Annotated in this window: 22 protein-coding genes; 14 read left to right on the top strand and 8 right to left on the bottom strand. The window is 34.7% G+C overall.

Annotated features, from left to right (window positions below; translation table 11 throughout):
* Positions 1-7: 7 nt before the first annotated feature.
* Entirely contained in the window at positions 8-625 is a 618-nt protein-coding gene (locus ABH955_RS09110) for an ImmA/IrrE family metallo-endopeptidase (RefSeq protein ID WP_113937160.1), read from the bottom strand.
* Between the two features lie 176 nt (positions 626-801).
* Between ABH955_RS09110 and ABH955_RS09105 the strand changes: the two genes are divergently transcribed.
* From ABH955_RS09105 to ABH955_RS09095, 3 genes are all read left to right on the top strand, one after another.
* Entirely contained in the window at positions 802-1,095 is a 294-nt protein-coding gene (locus tag ABH955_RS09105) for a DUF3928 family protein (RefSeq protein ID WP_404453935.1), read from the top strand.
* A 261-nt stretch (positions 1,096-1,356) separates the two neighbouring features.
* Positions 1,357-1,806 carry an NUDIX hydrolase gene (locus ABH955_RS09100; protein ID WP_033708394.1) on the top strand — a complete coding sequence of 150 codons (450 nt, stop codon included), beginning with the start codon at positions 1,357-1,359 and terminating at the stop codon, positions 1,804-1,806.
* 139 nt (positions 1,807-1,945) lie between these two features.
* On the top strand, positions 1,946-3,121 hold the full coding sequence (locus tag ABH955_RS09095; protein ID WP_002128911.1) for an acetyl-CoA C-acetyltransferase: 1,176 nt from the start codon (positions 1,946-1,948) through the stop codon (positions 3,119-3,121).
* A gap of 29 nt (positions 3,122-3,150) precedes the next feature.
* Here ABH955_RS09095 and ABH955_RS09090 read toward each other — a convergent pair whose 3' ends face one another.
* The gene (locus ABH955_RS09090) at positions 3,151-3,903 is read right to left on the bottom strand and encodes an AAA family ATPase (RefSeq protein ID WP_404453932.1); all 753 of its coding nucleotides are present in this window, start codon (positions 3,901-3,903) and stop codon (positions 3,151-3,153) included.
* Positions 3,904-3,913: 10 nt separating this feature from the next.
* The gene (locus tag ABH955_RS09085) at positions 3,914-4,183 is read right to left on the bottom strand and encodes a hypothetical protein (RefSeq protein WP_242246960.1); all 270 of its coding nucleotides are present in this window, start codon (positions 4,181-4,183) and stop codon (positions 3,914-3,916) included.
* Between the two features lie 146 nt (positions 4,184-4,329).
* Between ABH955_RS09085 and ABH955_RS09080 the strand changes: the two genes are divergently transcribed.
* Together ABH955_RS09080 and ABH955_RS09075 are read left to right on the top strand one after the other, a co-directional pair.
* Positions 4,330-5,058, top strand: a complete 729-nt coding sequence (locus ABH955_RS09080) for a DUF4184 family protein (protein ID WP_404491045.1) — start codon at positions 4,330-4,332, stop codon at positions 5,056-5,058.
* Positions 5,059-5,094: 36 nt separating this feature from the next.
* Positions 5,095-5,853, top strand: coding sequence for a hypothetical protein (locus tag ABH955_RS09075; RefSeq protein WP_002066932.1), 759 nt, complete (start codon positions 5,095-5,097; stop codon positions 5,851-5,853).
* A 44-nt stretch (positions 5,854-5,897) separates the two neighbouring features.
* Here the strand turns inward: ABH955_RS09075 and ABH955_RS09070 are convergent, their stop codons facing one another.
* The gene (locus ABH955_RS09070) at positions 5,898-6,329 is read right to left on the bottom strand and encodes a DUF3997 domain-containing protein (RefSeq protein ID WP_002033805.1); all 432 of its coding nucleotides are present in this window, start codon (positions 6,327-6,329) and stop codon (positions 5,898-5,900) included.
* A gap of 131 nt (positions 6,330-6,460) precedes the next feature.
* On the opposite strand from ABH955_RS09070, the gene ABH955_RS09065 reads away from it, so the two are divergent.
* From ABH955_RS09065 to ABH955_RS09055, 3 genes are all read left to right on the top strand, one after another.
* A complete protein-coding gene (locus ABH955_RS09065) occupies positions 6,461-6,916 on the top strand; it encodes an RDD family protein (protein WP_002014800.1) in 456 nt (151 codons plus the stop codon).
* A 298-nt stretch (positions 6,917-7,214) separates the two neighbouring features.
* Positions 7,215-7,313: a hypothetical protein gene (locus tag ABH955_RS09060; RefSeq protein WP_002142992.1), complete on the top strand. Its 99-nt coding sequence runs from the start codon at positions 7,215-7,217 to the stop codon at positions 7,311-7,313.
* Positions 7,314-7,378: 65 nt separating this feature from the next.
* A complete protein-coding gene (locus tag ABH955_RS09055) occupies positions 7,379-7,888 on the top strand; it encodes an SDR family NAD(P)-dependent oxidoreductase (RefSeq protein WP_000218424.1) in 510 nt (169 codons plus the stop codon).
* 226 nt (positions 7,889-8,114) lie between these two features.
* Here the strand turns inward: ABH955_RS09055 and ABH955_RS09050 are convergent, their stop codons facing one another.
* Positions 8,115-9,215: an ABC transporter ATP-binding protein gene (locus ABH955_RS09050; protein WP_113937162.1), complete on the bottom strand. Its 1,101-nt coding sequence runs from the start codon at positions 9,213-9,215 to the stop codon at positions 8,115-8,117.
* 276 nt (positions 9,216-9,491) lie between these two features.
* On the opposite strand from ABH955_RS09050, the gene ABH955_RS09045 reads away from it, so the two are divergent.
* Entirely contained in the window at positions 9,492-11,168 is a 1,677-nt protein-coding gene (locus ABH955_RS09045; RefSeq protein WP_404491044.1) for a glycoside hydrolase family 13 protein, read from the top strand.
* 38 nt (positions 11,169-11,206) lie between these two features.
* Here ABH955_RS09045 and ABH955_RS09040 read toward each other — a convergent pair whose 3' ends face one another.
* A complete protein-coding gene (locus ABH955_RS09040; RefSeq protein ID WP_404457520.1) occupies positions 11,207-12,967 on the bottom strand; it encodes an alpha-glycosidase in 1,761 nt (586 codons plus the stop codon).
* 324 nt (positions 12,968-13,291) lie between these two features.
* On the opposite strand from ABH955_RS09040, the gene ABH955_RS09035 reads away from it, so the two are divergent.
* The 4 genes from ABH955_RS09035 to malR all read left to right on the top strand — a co-directional run bounded on the left by ABH955_RS09035 (position 13,292) and on the right by malR (position 18,087).
* Positions 13,292-14,551: an extracellular solute-binding protein gene (locus tag ABH955_RS09035; RefSeq protein WP_088034422.1), complete on the top strand. Its 1,260-nt coding sequence runs from the start codon at positions 13,292-13,294 to the stop codon at positions 14,549-14,551.
* A gap of 76 nt (positions 14,552-14,627) precedes the next feature.
* Positions 14,628-15,929 (top strand): maltosaccharide ABC transporter permease MalC, encoded by a 1,302-nt coding sequence (gene malC / locus ABH955_RS09030; protein ID WP_404444881.1) that lies wholly within the window; start codon positions 14,628-14,630, stop codon positions 15,927-15,929.
* Positions 15,930-16,772 carry a maltosaccharide ABC transporter permease MalD gene (gene malD / locus ABH955_RS09025; protein WP_001022600.1) on the top strand — a complete coding sequence of 281 codons (843 nt, stop codon included), beginning with the start codon at positions 15,930-15,932 and terminating at the stop codon, positions 16,770-16,772. It abuts the gene before it with no gap.
* 283 nt (positions 16,773-17,055) lie between these two features.
* On the top strand, positions 17,056-18,087 hold the full coding sequence (gene malR / locus ABH955_RS09020) for a maltose operon transcriptional repressor MalR (protein WP_404457514.1): 1,032 nt from the start codon (positions 17,056-17,058) through the stop codon (positions 18,085-18,087).
* Between the two features lie 4 nt (positions 18,088-18,091).
* On the opposite strand, the gene ABH955_RS09015 is transcribed toward malR, so the two are convergent.
* Together ABH955_RS09015 and ABH955_RS09010 are read right to left on the bottom strand one after the other, a co-directional pair.
* Positions 18,092-19,255 carry an aminotransferase A gene (locus ABH955_RS09015; RefSeq protein ID WP_002066944.1) on the bottom strand — a complete coding sequence of 388 codons (1,164 nt, stop codon included), beginning with the start codon at positions 19,253-19,255 and terminating at the stop codon, positions 18,092-18,094.
* Between the two features lie 234 nt (positions 19,256-19,489).
* Positions 19,490-19,690, bottom strand: a complete 201-nt coding sequence (locus ABH955_RS09010; protein WP_000929276.1) for a hypothetical protein — start codon at positions 19,688-19,690, stop codon at positions 19,490-19,492.
* A gap of 309 nt (positions 19,691-19,999) precedes the next feature.
* Between ABH955_RS09010 and ABH955_RS09005 the strand changes: the two genes are divergently transcribed.
* Positions 20,000-21,274 carry a sensor histidine kinase gene (locus tag ABH955_RS09005; protein WP_113937169.1) on the top strand — a complete coding sequence of 425 codons (1,275 nt, stop codon included), beginning with the start codon at positions 20,000-20,002 and terminating at the stop codon, positions 21,272-21,274.
* Positions 21,275-21,313: the final 39 nt, after the last annotated feature.

Genomic DNA, 21,313 nt, shown 5'->3' with positions numbered 1-21,313 from the left:
AAGATCGTTACTGTTTTTTTCTTTGTAATAAAGAACTTTGTAAGGAGAGTTCCTTTTGTTCGTTTGTTAATAAGGAATGAATATGGACGTTTTCAGGGCGAGGGACGATAGGATACATAAGATTTGTTGGAGAAGGGTGGTGCTCCGATCCAGTTGGAGAATGAGGATCTGCATGAGTAAGTTTTCCATGAATTCGTCTTGTAAATAAAATATGACCAATTTCGTGAGCGAGGGTGTATATATTTTTCATTGGAGCAGCTGAGTTTGTTAAAACGATGTAACCAGTAAGTTGTTGTTGTTTCGCTAGAGAGTAAGCGCAAGCGATTACTGCGGTTTCTTTGAAATAATCACTACCAATATAACAAATATAAAGGTCACATTCAGGAGCTTCGTTAACACAAGTTTGAAAAAAGGATGATAATTTTTCCTGACTTTGAATGGAGTTTTTATAACTAATTTCCCGATTAGAAAAACGGAAAAGTTCGTTTAGTACAATTACTTCTTTAATTTGAAATGTAATGGGATGCCAAATTGATTCTGCAACTGCTAAATCTTTTGCAATACGGTCGTCAGAAATATCGGCGCCTGGAGTAATGCAAACACATATATTAACGTATGAATCCATAAGGAACACCTCAAATGAACAAATTCTTCCTATAATATATGTGGGAAAAGATTCTATGTATGGATAAACGCCTTGTTTATCGCACGAATATATATAATACAAGTCGAAAAAATTTCATAGTTCTATAACGTAGTATGGTCTGCTTTTTGATATAGTAAAGAAAAGGGGGAGAATATATGTATACATTAAAAATCGTTTCAGACAGAGAAGCTCTTTATCAATTTGCGAGCTATGTAAGAGTTGTGCAAGGGGTTGAAGATGTATATGTAGAGGTGGGAGAACCTTTATATGAACATCCATTAATGAAGTTTTATGTACATATTACAATTGAAGAAACATATGATCAGCATAAAGCATTGCAAGAAATAGCTAGGTTAGTAGAATTAGGGCGTTTTACATATGTCCATTATCATAGTGAGGAAATTGAAGAAGCTTTTGAAGTTGTAAAATACGAAAGCTTTAAGAAATAAAGTGAAACTTTAATCAGTGGGGGTTTTGTTCATCGCCCACTGATTATCAGCCCTCACCAATCGGGCTTTTATGGGCAGCCCGATCCCCACCTAACTTCTTTACTTTCGCTGAATTTTGAGGTAGGGGTCTTACCGCCCGCAAATAGCAGGATAACGGTAAAAAAAGGAAGTGGAAGCTTCCTTTTTTATTGAAAATTACAGCAACAAAAGAAAGAGAATTTTGTTATGATAAGGAAGGGTGAGGAAAGGGGAGTTTACATATTGGGGTATATTGAAGAGTTACGCAAAGTAGTTGGTACGAGACCACTTATTTTAGTAGGATCGGCAATTATTATATTAAATGATAATCAAGAAGTATTGCTTCAATATCGTTCAGATACATATGATTGGGGCGTACCTGGTGGGGCAATGGAACTGGGAGAAACGACAGAAGAAACTGCTCGTAGAGAATTATTCGAGGAGACGGGACTAAACGCGAAAATTATGCAATTTCTTGGCGTTCTTTCAGGAAAGGAAGTTTATTTCCGTTATCCAAATGGAGATGAAATTTTTAATGTGATTCATCTGTATCAGGCACATCATGTAAGCGGAGAATTAAAGCTCGATCATGAAGGGTTACAACTTCAATATTTTCCAGTAGATAAGTTACCAAAATTGAATGAAACGACAGAGAAGATATTACAAAAATTCTTATACGCATTGACAGAATAGAAGGTTAATTCCTTCTATTTTTATTATATTAAATATTTTGATTTTTTGGTATGTTTATAGTATGATAATTTTAGACATACAACTTATGGGATTTCACCTAAAAACTTACTAGGGTACATAAGAGAGGGGCAAGTACAAAATGCATAATGTTGTCATTACAGCTGCAGTTCGTTCACCTATTGGAACTTTCGGAGGAGCACTAAAAAATATAACACCAGTAGAATTAGCTGTTCCTGTACTTCAGGAAGCTGTAAAAAGAGGCGGAGTAGAGCCACATGAAGTTGATGAAGTAATTTTAGGTCATTGTATTCAAAGAACTGATGAAGCAAATACAGCAAGAACAGCTGCATTAGCGGCAGGATTTCCTGACACAGTTACTGGTTATACAATTCAACGTCAATGTTCTTCAGGTATGCAAGCAATTATGTCTGCTGCAATGCAAATCCAATTAGGTGTAAGTGATATTGTTGTTGCAGGTGGAGTAGAAGCAATGAGCTCGAGCCCTTATGCATTAAAACAACACCGCTGGGGACAACGTCTACAGCACGGAGAAATTCGTGATACGGTGTGGGAAGTTTTAGAAGATCCGATTCACCATATTATGATGGGTGAAACAGCGGAAAATTTAGTTGAACAATATGAAATTACAAGAGAGGAACAAGATGAAGTTGCGCTTCGTAGTCATACATTAGCGCTGCAAGCGATGGAGTCTGGATACTTTGACGACCAAATTGTTCCTATTACAATAAAAGAACGTAGAAAAGAAGTTGTATTTGCAAAGGATGAACATCCACGTGCAGATATTACAGCTGAAAAATTAGCAGGATTAAAACCAGCTTTCCGTAAAGATGGATCAGTAACTGCAGGGAATTCATCTGGTCTTAATGACGGAAGTGCCGTTTTAGTATTAATGAGTGAAGAAAAGGCGAAAGAAAAAGGCTTACAACCGTTAGCTCGAATTGTTGGATATTCAGTAGCAGGTGTAGATCCGAAAATTATGGGTATTGGACCAGCACCAGCAATTCGCAAAGGGTTAGAAAAAGTAGATTGGTCATTAGAAGATGCAGATTTACTTGAAATTAATGAAGCTTTCGCTGCACAATACCTAGCTGTAGAGAAAGAGTTAGGGTTAGACCGTGAGAAAGTGAATGTAAACGGTAGTGGTGTAGGACTTGGACATCCAATCGGTTGTACAGGAGCTCGTATTACGGTAAGTTTAATTCACGAATTAAAACGACGTGGATTAGAAAAAGGTATTGCCTCTCTATGCGTTGGAGGCGGTATTGGAGTAGCTTTATTTATAGAAGCATTATAAAAAAGAGGCAGCGATTGCTGCCTCTTTTTTTATGACTCAAATAAGTGATGAAATAATCGATCGCGATTTTCAAAGAAAAGTTTCGTCGTTTGGTAATGCTCCGTTTCTTCTAATGTCGATTCGTGAATCCCTTCTTGAGTTAAAGAGTATATAGTAGATTCAGGATAAGCCATTAAAATAGGAGAGTGCGTCGCGATAACAAATTGTGAACCTTGTTCCGCTAGTTCGTGCATTCGAATAAGCATAGAAAGTTGCCTCATTGGTGATAGAGCGGCCTCAGGCTCATCTAAAATGTATAAACCTTGTCCTGAAAAACGATTCATAAATAATGAGAAAAATGATTCACCATGTGATTGTTTGTGTAGTGAGGTACCACCATAGGAGTCAATAATTGGATTTCCGGGTGCGTCTAAATCAGCATCCATTTCATCAATATAAGAAGCAACGTTATAAAATGATTCAGCGCGAAGAAAGAAACCGTCTTTTGGTGTATTGAAACTTTTTGAAATTCGAATGTATTCATGTAAAGACGAATGTGAATCGTACGTGTTAAAACGGAAGTTCTTCGTTCCACCTTCTGCATTAAAACCTAAAGCAACTGCAATCGCTTCGAGTAATGTTGATTTACCCGTTCCGTTTTCTCCAATAATGAATGTTACATTCGGATGGAAAAGGAGTGATTGTAATGTTCGTATAGCCGGTAAGCAGTATGGATATGCGGAAAAGCTAGGGATATTTTCTTTTTGTAATGAGACGCTTTTTAAAAAGGGTGTTTCAATCAATATATAAACCTCAATTCATAACGGATTTTGTTTCTAAAAAAGCAGCGAATACAAGTGTAATACAACTTGCTAGTAATATTGTATATTGAAGTGCGCCAAAACCAAGCCCTTCCCAGCTGAAAGTCATTCTCTTCCATATGAAAATGAAAAGAACGCTCATAAAGCCAAAGAGGGCAGGCATATATTTTATAATTTTCAAGTGCTTCCATAGAAAGAAGCCAATGTATGTACTTAAAAACAAGGTAGACAGAACAAGAAAAAATACAAGTGTTAACGACACGTGACCCCCTTTATTTTCTGAATATTTTATGTGAATTATAACATTTAAACTATCATATTCCAATGTGAAAATAAATATTGCATGGAGATTATTCATGTCGTTATGATAATATGTATTCTATTGGAAATATGAAAAGGAGTTAAAATATGCCGTTTACATTTGCACATCCAGCAGCTGTTCTCCCTTTTGCTAAGAAACATTCTAGTTATATTTCGGTGACGGCTCTTATATTGGGTAGTATGGCACCTGATTTTGAATATTTTTTATATTTTAGGCCATACGGTATTATTGGCCATACATGGGCTGGTTTCTTCTATTTGAATTTACCACTCGTTTTTTTATTAGCATATGGATATCATCGTATTTTAAAAGGACCGTTTATAACACATTTACCTAAGCCTTTTGCTAATTACTATAAATATGTAGTAGATGCGAAGTGGGGGCTATATACTTGGAAGGACTTTTTTGTATTTTGCTATTCTGCTTTATTCGGTATGGTGACGCATGTCGTCTGGGATGCTTTTACTCATAAGACAGGCTATTTTGTTATGAAAATACCGCTGTTACAGCAAGAAGTATATAGTATTCCGATTTATAAATTTTTACAGCATGGGAGTACGTGTTTTGGTCTACTATTACTAATATATGTACTATGGAAATATAGGAGGGAAACTGATCAAGATACTAGTTTAACTTCGGAAAAAAAGAAATATTGGGCTTCATCTATCGTTGTGGCGATTATTATATTTATCGTTCACGCGTTATTAGACCCCTATTTTCATATTTTCCAAATAGGAGGTATAATAGTATCTGGACTGACAAGTTCGTTTTGTGGACTTCTTATTGTTTCTATAGTTTACAAATCAAGGGACTAATTTATATTAATGAATGATAGTGTTAGGAGAAATTAAATGATGAAAGCATGGAAAAGTATTTTTGTTTTATGCAGTTTTCTTCTTATGTTAAGTGGTTGCTTCCAGCAAGAAGAAAAGAAGGCAGAACCTAAAAAGAAAGAATCTATTCCAGAAACAAAAGAGTATGGTGGGCGTGAGCTTAAAAAAGTAGGACAAAAAGTGAAAGAAAAAGGGTGGGGGACATTTGAATTAGAACAGATTCATTCTGTGAATCAGACATTTGAAGTAGCCCCAATGAAAATTCACGTACAAGACGTTAAAGTTATCTCATTATCACAAATGAGCAAAGAGGCAAAAAATACATTGAAAGTGTATACTGCATTAACTCCTGAAGAAGTAAAGCGTAGATTGGGAGATAAAGTGAGTCAAGAAGATGCTGAATTATATGCATCGTTAAGTGGAACAGAGATTAGCGATACGATTCGGTATGTTGAAATTACATATAAGGTAGAGAATAGTGGAGATAAGAACATGCAATTTTTCTCTATGAATGATGTTGCTATAAATGACAAACAACATTTTAATGTAGCGACTCAAAACTTTTTATATGATGAAGATACGCTCGTTGGTACAAAGAGTGTTTCAAGGGAAGATTATAGGCCTGGTGAGACACGAGAAGGAATTATCGGTTTAATACTTGATGATGGAAAAGAAAAAGTAAAGGATATTAAGTTTACGACAGATGATTTAGCAGCAGGAGACACAAATGAAGCTGTTAAAGAACCGCAAACTTTTAATATTTCACTCTCTAAATAAAGTGTCTTTATAATAATTTAAGCAAAAACAGTCAGCATAAAAAGTTATGCTGACTGTTTTTTTAGCTCTTTCACATATGAATCTACACTTTGAAAAGGAACTGTAATTTTAAAAGCATCTTTTTGCTCGTTAAATTGTTTTTCATTATAAGGACCAAATCGTTTATTATGCTTTACATCGATGATCCAATAATGTTCACTTTTTTTATTTGTAATTGCTGCGTCAGGATTATTTGGATCTGATTTTTCCTCAATTTGCTTTGTGATAATGTATTTATCGTCCCAAGCAATTTCTGTAATTTTTGCAGGGATGTATTGTGTAGCATATACAGCATCCTGCGATGGGAAAAGTTCAAATGCATCTCCAGAAGTATGTATGAGTTCATATTCATCGTTAATTGTATAGGTCAAATGGTTTGTATTGCCTGTACAACCTGTTAATAAGAGTGCGGCAAATAGGATTATCCATCTTTTCAATATGGGAACCTCCTTTACAGTGCTGTTGTAACACATTGTACAAGAAAAGTAAGCGAAACGCCAGTTTACAATGTTTTTTAGAAGTGGTACGATGAGACGGGTAAAGAAGGATATGAAGGAGTCGACACAAAATGAAGTTAAAGATGCATCGTCCAGCGCTTGTAATGAATCGCATAGGTGCTTCCCTTATTGACATGTTTTTAATCTCGGTTACGTACGGTGCAGTAGTAGCTATTATTACCGGAAACTATAGTGCTATTTTCAATCGTTTTAATATAAGTTTAGGTGACTATAGATATGACCTTACACTTGTTTTCGTATTAATGGCTATAAATTTTATTGTGTTACCTTTTCTTTGGAACGGTTCTACACTTGGTAAAAAGGTAACAAGAACAAAAATAATCTCGTTAACAAGTGAAAAACTAACGTTACAAACATTAATAATACGATTTTTGGTATTATTATTACCAAGCATATTATTACTTGGAGTTCCATTAATATGCAATGTATATATGATGTTATTCCGCAAAGATAATTGTGGCTTCCATGATTTAATTGCAAAGACGAAAGTGATGAGTCTTGTATAATTAATATTTAGATTATACGTGCTACTAATGAAATAAGACTTTTTATCGTTTGTATATAAAAAGTCTTATTTTTAATTTCGTGAAAAATTTCATCATTATCTTTTTTTTTGGAAAATTAGATAAATGGAATTGATATAGGGCGGATATTTCCTATATAATACCCTCCATATTATTGATGGATGTTTAAAGAAGCTGTAGCTAATTCAAACATCCTATTTTCGTTTTAAATAGATTGAAAATTAAGATAATGGTATTATGGATATAAATAATATCATTATATAACAAAGGGGGATTTAGAATGACTGGAGGTAGCTTAATATTTTGGGGGATTCTTATTTTTATTGGTTTAACCTTCGATCAATATAATAGTAAGAAAAAAAAAGAAACAGAAAAGTAATCGCTTACAAGTTGTGGAGTAAACTTTTCCTGCTTGCGGACTAATATAATAAAAGAGTATACTGAATGACGGTAAGACTTATAGAAGGGGTAATGAAAATGAAGCTTGCAGGGAAAGTTGCTATCGTAACTGGCGGTGGCATCGGTATTGGACGTAATACAGCTCTTTTGTTGGCTAAACAAGGCGCAAAAGTAATTGTGACGGACATTGATCAAGAAAGTGGACAAGCAACAGTGGAGGAAATTACGAATCTAGGCGGAGAAGCACTTTTTGTATCCTATGATATGGGAAAGCAAGGAGATTGGCAACGCGTTATCAGTATTACTTTGAATGCATTTAGTCGCATTGATATGCTTTTTCAAAATGCTGGTTTATATAAAATAGATTCTATTTTTTCTCGCCAACAAGAGAACGATTCCAATGTACTTTGTATTAATGACGTTTGGATAGAGATAAAACAATTAACGTCATCTTTTATGAAACAGCAAGAAGAAGTGGTGCTGAGTGACTTACCGATTTTCGGTATTATTGGCACGAAAGGACAATCATTTCATACAGTAGAAGCCCTCGTATAATAATGAAAACCGCCCTCAAAATATGTGGACGGTTTTTTTGTGTGTATTTTCAGCCATTCTAATTTCTTATCGTATAAGTAGCAACTATACAGAATACAAGTGATTTCGTACCCACTATTTTTTTGTTTTAATTTGGCACGGGGTAGGAAGAGGATCTGACCGTTTCTATGCATGGCTAGGTTCTCTTTTCTACCTAAAAAAGAAAGTGTTGTATTTGCATGTATACTTAGCGAATACGTTGTTCAGTTTGACTATCAAAGAAATGCGCTTTATTCATATCAAATGCTAGTTTAATTTGATCTCCAGGTGAAAATGCATGTCTTGCATCAACACGTGCTGCAAAATCTTGATCTCCAAGTTTCATATATAAAATGGATTCAGCCCCTAACAACTCTGCAACTTCAATTTTCGTTGTGAAAGTAGTAGATTGTGAAGCTTCTAAAAATAATAGTTCATCATGAATATCTTCTGGACGAATACCTAAAACAATTTCTTTATTTACATAGCCTTGTTCGCGTAATAACTTCATTTTTCCTTCAGATACTTTAAACTTTAGTGAACTGTCTATAACGAAATCGGTTTCAGTTAATTTTCCACGGAAGAAATTCATTGCGGGTGAACCGATAAAACCACCAACGAAAATATTTTCAGGTGTTTCATATACTTCTTTTGGAGTTCCAATTTGTTGGATTTTGCCGTCTTTCATAACAACAAGGCGTGAAGCCATTGTCATTGCCTCAGTTTGATCATGTGTTACATAAATTGTCGTTGTGCCCAGGCGGTGGTGTAATTTAGAAATTTCTGATCGCATTGCAACACGTAGTTTAGCGTCTAAGTTTGATAATGGTTCATCCATTAAGAAGACTTTTGCGTCTCGAACAATTGCTCTACCTAATGCAACACGTTGACGTTGTCCACCTGATAAAGCTTTCGGTTTTCTATCTAAATATTGTTCAAGCCCTAAAATTTGAGCTGCATGTTTCACTCGACGGTCGATTTCATCTTTTGGTATTTTTCGAAGTTTTAATCCAAATGCCATATTATCATACACACTCATATGTGGATAAAGAGCGTAGTTTTGGAAGACCATTGCGATATCTCGATCTTTTGGAGGAACATCGTTCATTAGCTTACCATCAATTGAAAATTCTCCTTTTGAAATATCTTCAAGCCCAGCTACCATTCGTAGTGTTGTAGATTTTCCGCATCCAGAAGGACCAACGAATACGATAAATTCTTTATCTTGAATGTGTAAGTTAAAATCTGTTACGGCTGTTACGTTATTATCATATATTTTATAAATATTTTCTAATTTAAGTTCTGCCATGATATTTCCCCCTAGAAAGTTTATGCAAACGTTTTCTTTGAATTTATTATAAACGAATAGATTCAAAAAAGAAATAAAAACACTGTAAAAAAATAAAACGTTTTCATTATCCCTATGAATATATAATAAGTTCCACATGTTTTATTAGAAAAAGAAAATAAATATTGTAAGCGCTATTTTAAATTTGGATAGAATCTGTTATTATTCAGTAATGAAAACGTTTGCGCCTTAAAAAAGAAAAACGAATCAATAGTATAGATGAAATGGGGTAGCATAATGGGAAAACAATGGTGGAAAGAAAGTGTAGTATATCAAATTTATCCTCGTAGTTTTATGGATAGTAACGGTGATGGTATAGGGGATCTTCGTGGTATTCTTACGAAGCTAGATTACTTAAAAGAATTAGGTATTGATGTAATTTGGTTATCACCAGTCTATGAATCTCCAAACGATGATAATGGTTACGATATAAGTGATTATTGTAAAATTATGAACGAGTTCGGAACAATGGAAGATTGGGATGAACTATTACATGAAATGCATAAACGTAATATGAAACTTATGATGGACTTAGTTGTTAATCATACTTCAGATGAACATAATTGGTTTATTGAATCACGTAAAGCAAAAGAAAATAAATATAGAGACTATTATATATGGCGTCCTGGAAATGAAGGGAAAGAGCCGAATAACTGGGGAGCGGCATTTAGTGGCTCTGCATGGCAATATGATGAAATGACAGATGAATATTATTTGCATCTGTTTTCTAAAAAACAGCCAGATTTAAACTGGGATAATGAAAAGGTAAGACAAGATGTTTATGACATGATGAAGTTTTGGTTAGAAAAAGGAATTGATGGATTCCGTATGGATGTTATCAATTTTATTTCTAAAGAAGATGGCTTACCATCTGTTGAAACGGATGAAGAAGGATATGTTTCAGGGCATAAACATTTTATGAACGGTCCGAATATTCATAAGTATTTGCATGAAATGAATGAAGACGTATTGTCTCAGTATGACATTATGACGGTTGGGGAAATGCCTGGTGTAACGACAGAAGAGGCTAAATTGTATACAGGGGAAGCTAGAAAAGAACTGCAAATGGTATTCCAATTTGAACATATGGATTTAGATTCCGGAGAAGGCGGGAAATGGGATGTAAAACCATGCTCACTCCTTACTTTGAAACAAAATTTAACAAAGTGGCAAAAAGCATTAGAACAAACAGGATGGAATAGCCTTTATTGGAATAACCATGATCAGCCTCGCGTTGTATCTCGTTTTGGTAATGATGGAGCTTATCATACTGAATCAGCAAAAATGTTAGCGACAGTACTTCATATGATGAAAGGGACACCATATATTTATCAAGGAGAAGAAATCGGAATGACAAATGTTCGATTTGAATCAATTGATGAATACCGAGATATTGAAACACTAAATATGTATAAAGAAAAAGTTATAGAGCGCGGCGAAGATATCGATAAAGTGATGCAGTCTATATATATAAAGGGCCGAGATAATGCTAGAACTCCGATGCAGTGGGATGATAGAGAACATGCTGGATTCACAACGGGTGAGCCTTGGATCGCGGTAAATCCTAACTACAAAGAGATTAACGTGAAACAAGCAATTCAAGATGAAGAATCAATTTTTTATTACTATAAAAAATTGATTGAATTACGTAAAAACAATGAAATAGTTGTGTATGGAACATATGATTTAATATTAGAAAATAACCCCTCTATTTTTGCTTATGTAAGAACATATGGAGAAGAAAAGCTGCTGGTGATTGCAAACTTCACTGCGGATGAATGTGTATTTGAATTGCCAGAGGATATTGTTTATAGTGAAGCAGAGTTATTAATACACAATTATGATGTAGAAAATGTATTGATAGAAAACATTACATTACGACCATATGAAGCAATGGTATTTAAATTGAAATAAGAAAAGCCTTATGCCACCTTGGCATAAGGCTTTTACTATTACCATTTTAAAATAGAGAATCCATACGGTGGAAGTGTAACTTGTAATACACTTGCTTCCGCTGAAAATTCTTCGTTTGTATAAATGTTAATTATTTTCTTCCTGGTAATATGAAGAGGGAGTGAAGTTGTAACTTCACTGTTAGTAGGATTTAAAACGAAAAAGATAGTTTCATCTTCATATGTTTTTGTATAAGAAATATAATTATGTTCATCATTTGCCTCAATGAATTGAAAAGTACCATTTCCTCCAAATGCTTTATGTTGTTTCCGTAATGAAATTAATGTTTGTATATGTGTAAATAAAAGAGTATCTTGTTCTTTTTCATCCCATATCATACATTTGCGGCAGTCAGGGTCCATTCCACCATCCATACCGATTTCATCGCCGTAATAAATACAAGGAGAACCGATGAAAGAAAGGTGAAATACATAGAGTAACTTTAACTTATTTTTATCCCCGTTACATGTTGCTAAAATTCTAGGTGTGTCATGACTGTCTAATAAATGAAATGCCGCTTCATTTACATTCATAGAGTAGGAATGTAGAGAATCGGTAATTTGTTTCATAAATTCACTTGCATGAATGGATTCGTTAGCAAAGTAAGAAAGTAGAGCGTTTGTAACAGGATAGCTCATTACAGCATCAAATTGGTCACCTTGTAGCCATGGGAGTGCATCGTGCCAAATTTCACCTAAAATATATACTTCAGGATTCAATGCTTTTATTTCACTTCGGAATTCTCTCCAAAAACTGTGATCGACTTCATTTGCTACATCAAGGCGCCAACCGTCTATATTGAATTCTCTTACCCAATAACGCCCTACTTCAAGTAAATATTCTTTTACATCTGGGTGTGCTGTATTTAATTTAGGCATATACGGTGTAAATGCGAAAGTATCATAATTAGGAAGTGGCTCGGTTATAATTGGGAATTCATGAATGTGGAACCAATCTTTATAGGCGGAATTCTCACCGTGGTTCAGCACGTTTTGAAATTTATCAAAGAAGTATCCGCTATGATTAAAAACAGCGTCGAGCATTACTTTTATACCATGTTTATGACACGCCTGAACGAGTTCTTTGAAAGTTTCTTTCGTCCCAAATTGTGGATCGATTTCCATGTAATCAATTGTGTCATATTTATGATTCGAATGAGCTTTGAAAATAGGAGTGAAATATATTCCGGAAATTCCAAGCTTCACAAGGTAATCAAGGTTTTGAATAATACCAGCAAAATCTCCGCCGAAAAAATTAGTTGGAGTTGGTTCGGTACTTCCCCAAGGGAGGGTGTTTGCTGGATTTAATGTGTTATCCCCGTTAGCGAATCGTTCCGGGAAAATTTGATACCATACTGTGTCTTTAATCCAGGATGGTGCCCTGAAAACGTCTTTTGCATGAACAAATGGAAAGCAGAAAAAGTTACCGACATCGTCATTTGGGATATTAGAAAAAAATCCTCGTTCTGTATAAATAAAAGTTTCTACGTCGTTTTTTAATTCGAATCCATAACGTAAGCGTTTAAATTTTGGTTTGATTGAAACGGACCAATAATCAAATAACTCAGTAGATCCAGTTTTTTTCATCGGTGTACTCGCTGTAATCCATTTCCCGTCCTGCCATTCGTACGGGTCACCGTAGATGAGAGCGGCGTTGTGAACATCATCTCTTTTTGTGTGTATTCGGATGTGAATTGTTTTTTCGTCGTAAGCGTATGCATAATTATCTTTTGGCCTATGATAGATCGCTTCTTTAAGCATATAGAAAATCCCCCTTTAATATCTCTATACATATAGTTCCCTTAAACGAAATAATAAAGATTATGTTGCAAACGATTGCCTTCCACATAACTTTAATATTGCTTATAAGAGTAGTATTCATTTTATGTAAAGTCAATGAATAAAGAGTATGATAAGATTATTTTGAAAATTAATATTTGCAAAATGAATAAAAGGATGTATAATGATAGACAAATAGCGCAAACGTTTTCATAGATTTAGATATTGTTTGCGCTTCTATTAAACAATTAAATGCAAACGTTTTCAATTAAAGAGGTACATAGACAATTTAGGGAGGTTTTTGGGATGAAGAAAGCATTATCACTATTAACGATTTCAGCATTGTCAATCGGTATGTTATCTGCATGTGGACCGAAAGATTCAGGGAAAAAAGAAGCAAGTAAAGAGAAGAAAGATTATGATCTTCTCGTTTGGGAAGATGAGAAAAAAGGTGTGGGTTTAGAGCCGGCAGTGAAAAGTTTTGAAAAGAAATATAATGTGAAAGTAAAAGTTGAAGAGGTTCAGATGACGAAACAAATAGAAAAACTTCGTCTCGACGGTCCAGCTGGTACAGGGCCAGATGTTGTAACATTGCCACATGATCATATTGGTAATGCGGTAACAGAAGGGCTACTTTCAGAGGTGAAAGTGGATGATACGGTAAAAAATAAATTTACAGATTTATCAATAAAGGCACAAACATACGACGGAAAACTATACGGTTTACCAAAAGCAATTGAAACACCAATCTTTATTTATAATAAAAAATTAATGTCAAAAGCACCAGAAACGATGGATGAGCTGTATAACTTCTCAAAAGACTTTACGAAAGATGACAAGTACGGATTTTTAACATTAGGAGATAACTTCTATTTTGCTAACGCATTTATGGAGGGTATGGGCGGTTATGTATTTGGTGAAAAAGATGGAAAACTGACTCCGACAGATATTGGATTAAATAATAGTGGTGCAGTACAAGGTGCTGAATATATTCAAAAATGGTATAAAGAAAAATTATTACCAAAAGGAATTATTGGTGAATCTGGCGGTTCAGCTGCAGATGGATTATTTAATGAAGGAAAAGCAGCATCTATTATGAATGGTCCATGGGCATTCCAAGCGATGGAAAAGGCTGGAATTGATTATGGTGTTGCTCCAATGCCGAAATTACCAAATGGTCAACCGATGAAAACATTTGTTGGGGTAAAAGGATGGCATGTAACAAGTTTCTCTAAACAAAATGATTTAGCTACAAAATTCACTGAGTGGGTAACAAATGAAGAAAACGCGAAAATTCGATTTGAGAAAACAAAAGAAATTCCTCCAGTAAAATCAGTGATGGAAGATCCAATTATTAAAGATAATGAGGCTGCAAAAGCAGTTGCGACTCAATCAGAAAATGGAATCCCGATGCCGAATATTCCAGAAATGCAAGAAGTTTGGAAACCAGCTGGAGATGCGCTTCAATTAGTTGTATCAAATAAACAAGAGCCAAAAGCAGCACTTGATAATGCAGTGAAACAAATTAAAGGTAATATTGAGGCAAACCACAGCAATAAAAAATAAGGTGAAATTCGTGCCTCTAATAGGAGAGGCACGAATTCTCTCCCTTCCAAGTAGGAAGAAAAAAGGGGGAAGGAACATGCAAACATCTATGGAACCAGAGAAAGAGTTAAACGGTTCAAAGCATAGGAAAATGGCGACCATGTTATCAATCATTCCAGGTATTGGTCAACTATATAATAAACAATTTGTAAAAGGTCTTATTTTTCTAGTATTAACAGGTTCATTTATTGTAGCATTTGCTGATTTGTTAAATATAGGATTATGGGGAATTGTAACGCTTGGTACAGAAGTTCCACGTGACCATTCGGTCTTTCTATTAGTAGAAGGGATTTTGGCACTAATCGTCGTTGTGTTTGGTCTAGGGATATATGCATTTAACTTATATGATGCATATCAAAATGGGAAAAAACGTGATATAGGAACGCCATTAAACTCTGTAAAAGAGCAATATCGTAACTTATTAGATCAAGGTTTTCCATATTTAATGGTTTCACCAGGTTTTCTATTGCTTATCTTTGTTGTTGTTTTCCCAATCATTTTCGTAATTTTAATTGGATTTACGAATTATGATTTATATCACTCTCCTCCAGCTAAATTAGTAGATTGGGTGGGCTTTAAAAACTTTATTGATATTTTCACATTACCAATGTGGAGAGATACATTTTTAAGTGTATTCTCTTGGACTGTCATTTGGACATTTGTTGCAACAACATTACAAGTTGCACTTGGTATTTTCTTAGCGATTATCGTAAATCAGCCTGGTATTAAAGGTAAGGCAATTATTCGAACAATCTTCATTTTACCGTGGGCTGTTCCAGCATTCGTATCTATTCTTGTCTTCTCGGGTATGTTTAATGAAACATTTGGAGCAATTAATAATCAAGTATTAGCTTTATTCGGGATTGAAAAGATTGCTTGGATGACAGATCCGTTTTGGGCGAAGATTGCTTTAATTATGATCCAAACGTGGCTCGGTTTCCCATTCGTATTTGCAATGACAACAGGTATATTGCAATCGATTCCAGGAGAATTATATGAAGCTGCTACAGTAGATGGGGCAACTGCTTGGCAACAGTTCCGTAAAATTACATTGCCACTTGTTTTATACGCAACAGCACCAATTTTGATTACACAGTATACGTTTAACTTTAATAATTTTAGTATTATTTATCTATTTAATAGCGGGGGACCTGCTGTGTCTGGACAAAATGCGGGTGGAACGGATATTTTAATTTCATGGATCTATAAGTTAACGATGACTTCGGCTCAGTACGGAAAAGCAGCAGCTCTTACAATGATTTTATCGTTAATTGTTATTACAGTTGCGTTATGGCAATTTAAGAGAACAAAATCATTCCAAGAAGAGGATATGATGTAAATGAATATTAAACGACAAAAGATGTTACGTCTTTCATTAAGTTATTTAGTTATCTTCATAATGTGTGCGATTATTTTCTATCCATTATTATGGATAATTGGCTCATCGTTTAATCCAGGGGATAGTTTATCTGGGTCAAGTATTATTCCGAAAAATGCCACGTTAGATCATTATCGCAAGCTACTTGATCTCGATTCAAGTAATTACTTACTTTGGTATAAAAATACTTTAAAAGTTAGTGTAATGACGATGATTTTTTCGGTGTTAGCAATTAGCTTTACTGCTTATGCATTTTCGAGATATCGTTTTGTCGGAAGAAAAAATGGTTTATTAACATTTTTAATTCTGCAAATGATCCCGAATTTTGCAGCGTTAATCGCACTATATATATTAGCTCAGTTAACAGGATTACTTGATACACATCTTGCATTAATTTTAATTTATGTGGGCGGAGCAATTCCGATGAATACATGGCTAATGAAAGGGTATTTTGATACGATTCCGAAAGAGTTGGATGAATCAGCTCGAATGGATGGAGCAGGGCATTTCCGTATTTTCTGGCAAATCATTATGCCGCTTGCAAAACCAATCGTAGCGGTTGTAGCTTTATTCACTTTCATCGGTCCATTTACAGATTTCATTTTAGCGAGTATTATTTTGCGCACACCGGAAAATTATACTTTAGCAGTTGGACTATATGAAATGGTAGCGAAAAAATTTGGTAATGAATTTACGACATTTGCAGCTGGCTCAGTATTAATTGCAATTCCGATTTCTATTTTATTCTTATCGCTGCAAAAATATTTTGTTTCCGGTTTAACAGCTGGAGGTACGAAAGGATGAAAATGGGACATTACGTCCCATTTCTCTTTTCATCTCCCTATAAAAAATTTGTAGGGAGATGAAAAGAGATTTGACATCACATGCGAAAAGATGTGAAATAAATAGTATATTATAGTATAGGAAAATAAAGCTATATCCCTTACAATACATGGAGAGGGAGAAGATAATAATTTTTGCAAGATAGAACGAAGTGATGAAAGTTTGCGGTTTCTCCTATTACTTGCAACGATTGCAAGATAACAATATATGAAAAATGGCAGAGAAGTGAGAGGAGGGGATTTTTATGACAGTTACAATTAAAGATGTGGCGAAGAAAGCAAATGTTGCACCATCGACGGTTTCCCGTGTAATTGCTGATAATCCAAGTATAAGTGAAAAGACAAAGCGCCGTGTTCGAAAAGTAATGAGTGAACTAGGCTATCATCCAAATTTAAATGCAAGAAACCTTGCGAACCAGACAACAAAAACGCTTGGACTCGTTATGCCGAGCTCTGCAAGTAAAGCTTTTCAAAATCCGTTTTTCCCAGAAGTTATAAGAGGAATAAGCTCATTTGCACATATGGAAGGGTATGCGCTCTATATGTCGACAGGTGAAACGGAAGAAGAAATTTTTAATGGTGTTATAAAGATGGTACAAGGGCGTCAAATTGGTGGCATTATTCTTTTATATTCAAGAGAGAACGATCGGATTATTCAATATTTGCATGAACAAAATTTCCCGTTTGTTTTAATAGGAAAGCCATATGATCGAAAAGATGAAATTACATATGTAGATAATGACAATTATACGGCTGCAAGAGAAGTAGCGGAATATTTGATTTCATTAGGGCATAAGCAAATCGCGTTCATTGGCGGTGGCTCAGATTTACTTGTAACGAGAGATCGTTTGGCGGGGATGAGTGATGCTTTGAAACTTGCAGATATTCTATTGCCGAAAGAGTATATTTTACACTTTGATTTTTCAAGAGAGAGTGGTCAACAGGCTGTTGAGGAATTAATGGGACTAAAGCAACCACCGACGGCAATTATGGCAACGGATGATTTAATTGGACTTGGCGTGTTAAGTGCGCTTTCTAAAAAAGGATTTGTTGTACCGAAAGATGTTTCGATTGTAAGCTTTAACAATGCTTTATTATCAGAAATTGCTAGTCCACCACTTTCGACAGTTGATGTGAATATTTATCAATTAGGGTATGAAGCGGCAAAAGCTTTAGTTGATAAGGTGGAGCATTCTGAATCTACTTCAAAATGCATTATTATTCCGCATAAATTATTGAAGCGTCAAACTTGTGATCATTATGCAACAAAAAGCTAAGAGTTTAACTCTTAGCTTTTTTCTTTAGAAAGGCTTCTAAACGGTCACAGCCTTCTTTTAAAGTTTCGATACTGTAAGCATAGGAAAGGCGAAGGTAGCCTTCACCGTATTCGGAAAATGCGGTTCCAGGAACAACGGCTAGCCCAGCTTCTTTTACAAGATCAAGTGCAAAATCAAATGATGAAGATGTTAAATGTCCAACATATGGGAATAAATAAAATGCACCTGTTGGCTTCTCAACCGTTAAACCCATTTGAATGAGTCTATTATACACGTAATCACGGCGTTTTTTGTATTGATAGCGCATCATCTTCGGTGCATCTTTAGCAGCTGTTAAAGCTTCGATTGCAGCATATTGAGCAATTGAAGTAGCGCATGTAACATTGTATTGATGCACTTTTAAAATGTGTTTTGCTAAATAACTTGGGGCAAATAAAAGTCCGATACGCCAACCAGTCATAGAATGTGATTTTGATAAGCCGTTAATGACAATAGTCTTATCACGCATTTCTGGGAAATGAGCGATAGATGTGTGTTTGTCTTCATATACAAGTTCGCTATAAATTTCATCGGAAAGAACGAAAATATTTTTATCTTTTAAGATAGATACAATATCTTCTAATTCTTCTTTTGATAAGGTAACACCAGTTGGATTAGAAGGATACGGTAAAACGACGCATCTTGTTCGTTCTGTAATTGCATTTCGCAGAGCTTCAGCTGTTAAACGAAATCCAGTTTCACGAACATCTATAAAAATAGGAGTTGCACCGCATAGTCGAATAATCGGCTCGTAACCAGGATAAATAGGAGCAGGCAAAATTACTTCCGTTCCTGGTTCTAAAATAGTTCGGAATGTAACATCAATCGCTTCACTAGCACCGATTGTAACAATGGTTTCGTTTTCAGGTGAATAATGTAAATCATAGCGATCCTTTACAAAGTTACAAGCTGCTTCGCGTAATTCTAGTAAACCAGCGTTATGTGTATAGCTTGTATAATTTTCTGTAATGGCCCGTTTAGCTGCTTCTTTTACTAGAGAAGGTGTAGGGAAATCGGGTTGCCCAATTGTTAAAGAGATAAGATTATCATAGTTTTGAATCATATTAGAGAACTGACGGATTCCAGAAATTTGGATGTCCTTCACTCTAGGATTAATGAATTGTTCCATTGTATCTCCCTTTCTTCCGTTTGAAAATTAAGTTCATTTTATCATATTTTCAACTATTACGCTTTGTTTATAAAATTTCCCCCGCTATTTGTGAAAGATAAGAATCGTATCATAAAATTCAGTGGAAGTAAGAAATTATGTGAGGATTCAAATGTCTATAAGAGTATAAGCTGTGTGAGTTAATTAAAGTTTCACTTAAGCATAAACACAAAAAAAGCCGCTGCAAGCGACTTTTTAATAACCGTATTCCCAATCTATTTCATCTTCGTTCCAAAGTACGGAAGATACTTTGCCAAGATGGACAACGGATTCATTTACAGCACATGTACAGTCTTCGTCCCCTGCTTTATGTTGCAATTCTTCGTATACGGATTTTTCAACGTTTTCTAGCACAACCAAATTTTCTTCTTTTAAAACAAGCGTAGTACCCGCCATATTTATCTTCCTCCTACTAAAGTAATGATCACTTATTTGTAAACATAGATAGTATGGATTATATGCTGTATTTTGCGATAGTTGTCCGTCTAGTGAAGTGTTTTTTATTTTCTTTGTAATCCGTATTCATTGTATACTGCACGAAGGAAATTTGGTACAGGGTTTACAATCATTTCGGAAATTTGTAACATTTATTATTAGTTGTTAACAAATAATTAACAAATATGTTAAGAAAAATCAAAATTTTAAAACAAATAGACTTATAAAATGATATAATCATATCAAAATACATATAGGGGATGAGAGGCTATGGAGCTGATTCGTGATTTAATGATCCAAATTGCCATCATTATTTTACCACTATTTTTATATGAAGCGATTCGTTTAAATCGTTATCAAGGAATGCTTCCGAAACCTAATCGCTACTTTATTATGTTTTTATCTAGCGTTACACTCGTTCTCTCCATGACATACTCTATTTGTTTTGGTTCCGTTTGCGGATACAATTTTCATCCAGTCCCAATTGTTAGTGGTTTTTTATATGGTGGGATTGTTGGGCTCATCCCTGCCATTATTTATGTTGCATATGAATGGATTTTTAAGGGGCTTAGTTGGTTGCCTATGGTAGAAGTTATATTTCTTTCGATAATTCCATTATTTTTGTCAAAGAAATGGTCTCTTTTTTCAAGAGATAAGAAGCTAATATTAGCTTTTATGATTGCATCATTTTATGTTCTTGTTTCATTAGTAGTCGGGATGTTGAATGTCCTTTTAGAAACAGGTTTTACACCGTACATATCTAATCTATATAGTGGGTATATATTTGCATCACTTATTATGGTTATGACAATGGTATTTCAAGTTTATTTGACTGAGTATTTAAACGAAAATGCATTATTGCGTACAGAAATGCAAAAATCAGAAAAACTTAATATTGTAAGTGAGTTAGCTGCAAGTGTTGCACATGAAGTTCGAAACCCTCTCACTGTTGTACGAGGGTTTATTCAATTGCTAGAGAGTACGGAAGACGTAAAAAACAAAGATTATATGCGTCTCGTATTAGCTGAACTAGATCGTGCTGAACAGATTATTTCAGATTATTTAAATTTAGCAAGGCCTCAAATTGAAAAAAAAGAACATATTTGTTTATCAGCACAATTAATTGAAATGACAACTCTTATGTCATCATTTGCAGCGATGCAGGGCGTTTATTTGCAAGTTGAGATTTCTGAGAGTCTTTATACTATCGGCGATAAGACGAAATTGAAGCAAGCTATTATGAATGTTGTTAAAAACGGTATTGAAGCAATTCAAGGAAACAAAGGGTATTTAAAAGTAACAGCTATTCAAAAAGATGAATTGATAATAATAAGAGTTAAAGATAGTGGTGTTGGAATGACAAAAGAACAGTTAGTAAGGCTTGGACAACCGTATTATTCTTTAAAAGAAAAAGGAACAGGATTAGGCCTTATGGTAACATTTAGTATTTTACAAGCGCATAATGGCACATTGGAATATAAAAGTGAAAGCGGAAAAGGAACTGAAGCTATTATTATATTGCCAGCTGTACGATATAAGGAATAAAAGTTACCGATAGAAGGTAACTTTTTATTTTTCGTGCAT

The sequence above is a fragment of the Bacillus sp. RC240 genome, from assembly GCF_044907945.1.
GTDB classification, from domain to species: domain Bacteria; phylum Bacillota; class Bacilli; order Bacillales; family Bacillaceae_G; genus Bacillus_A; species Bacillus_A mycoides.
This window is presented reverse-complemented; position numbering and strand designations above follow the sequence as displayed.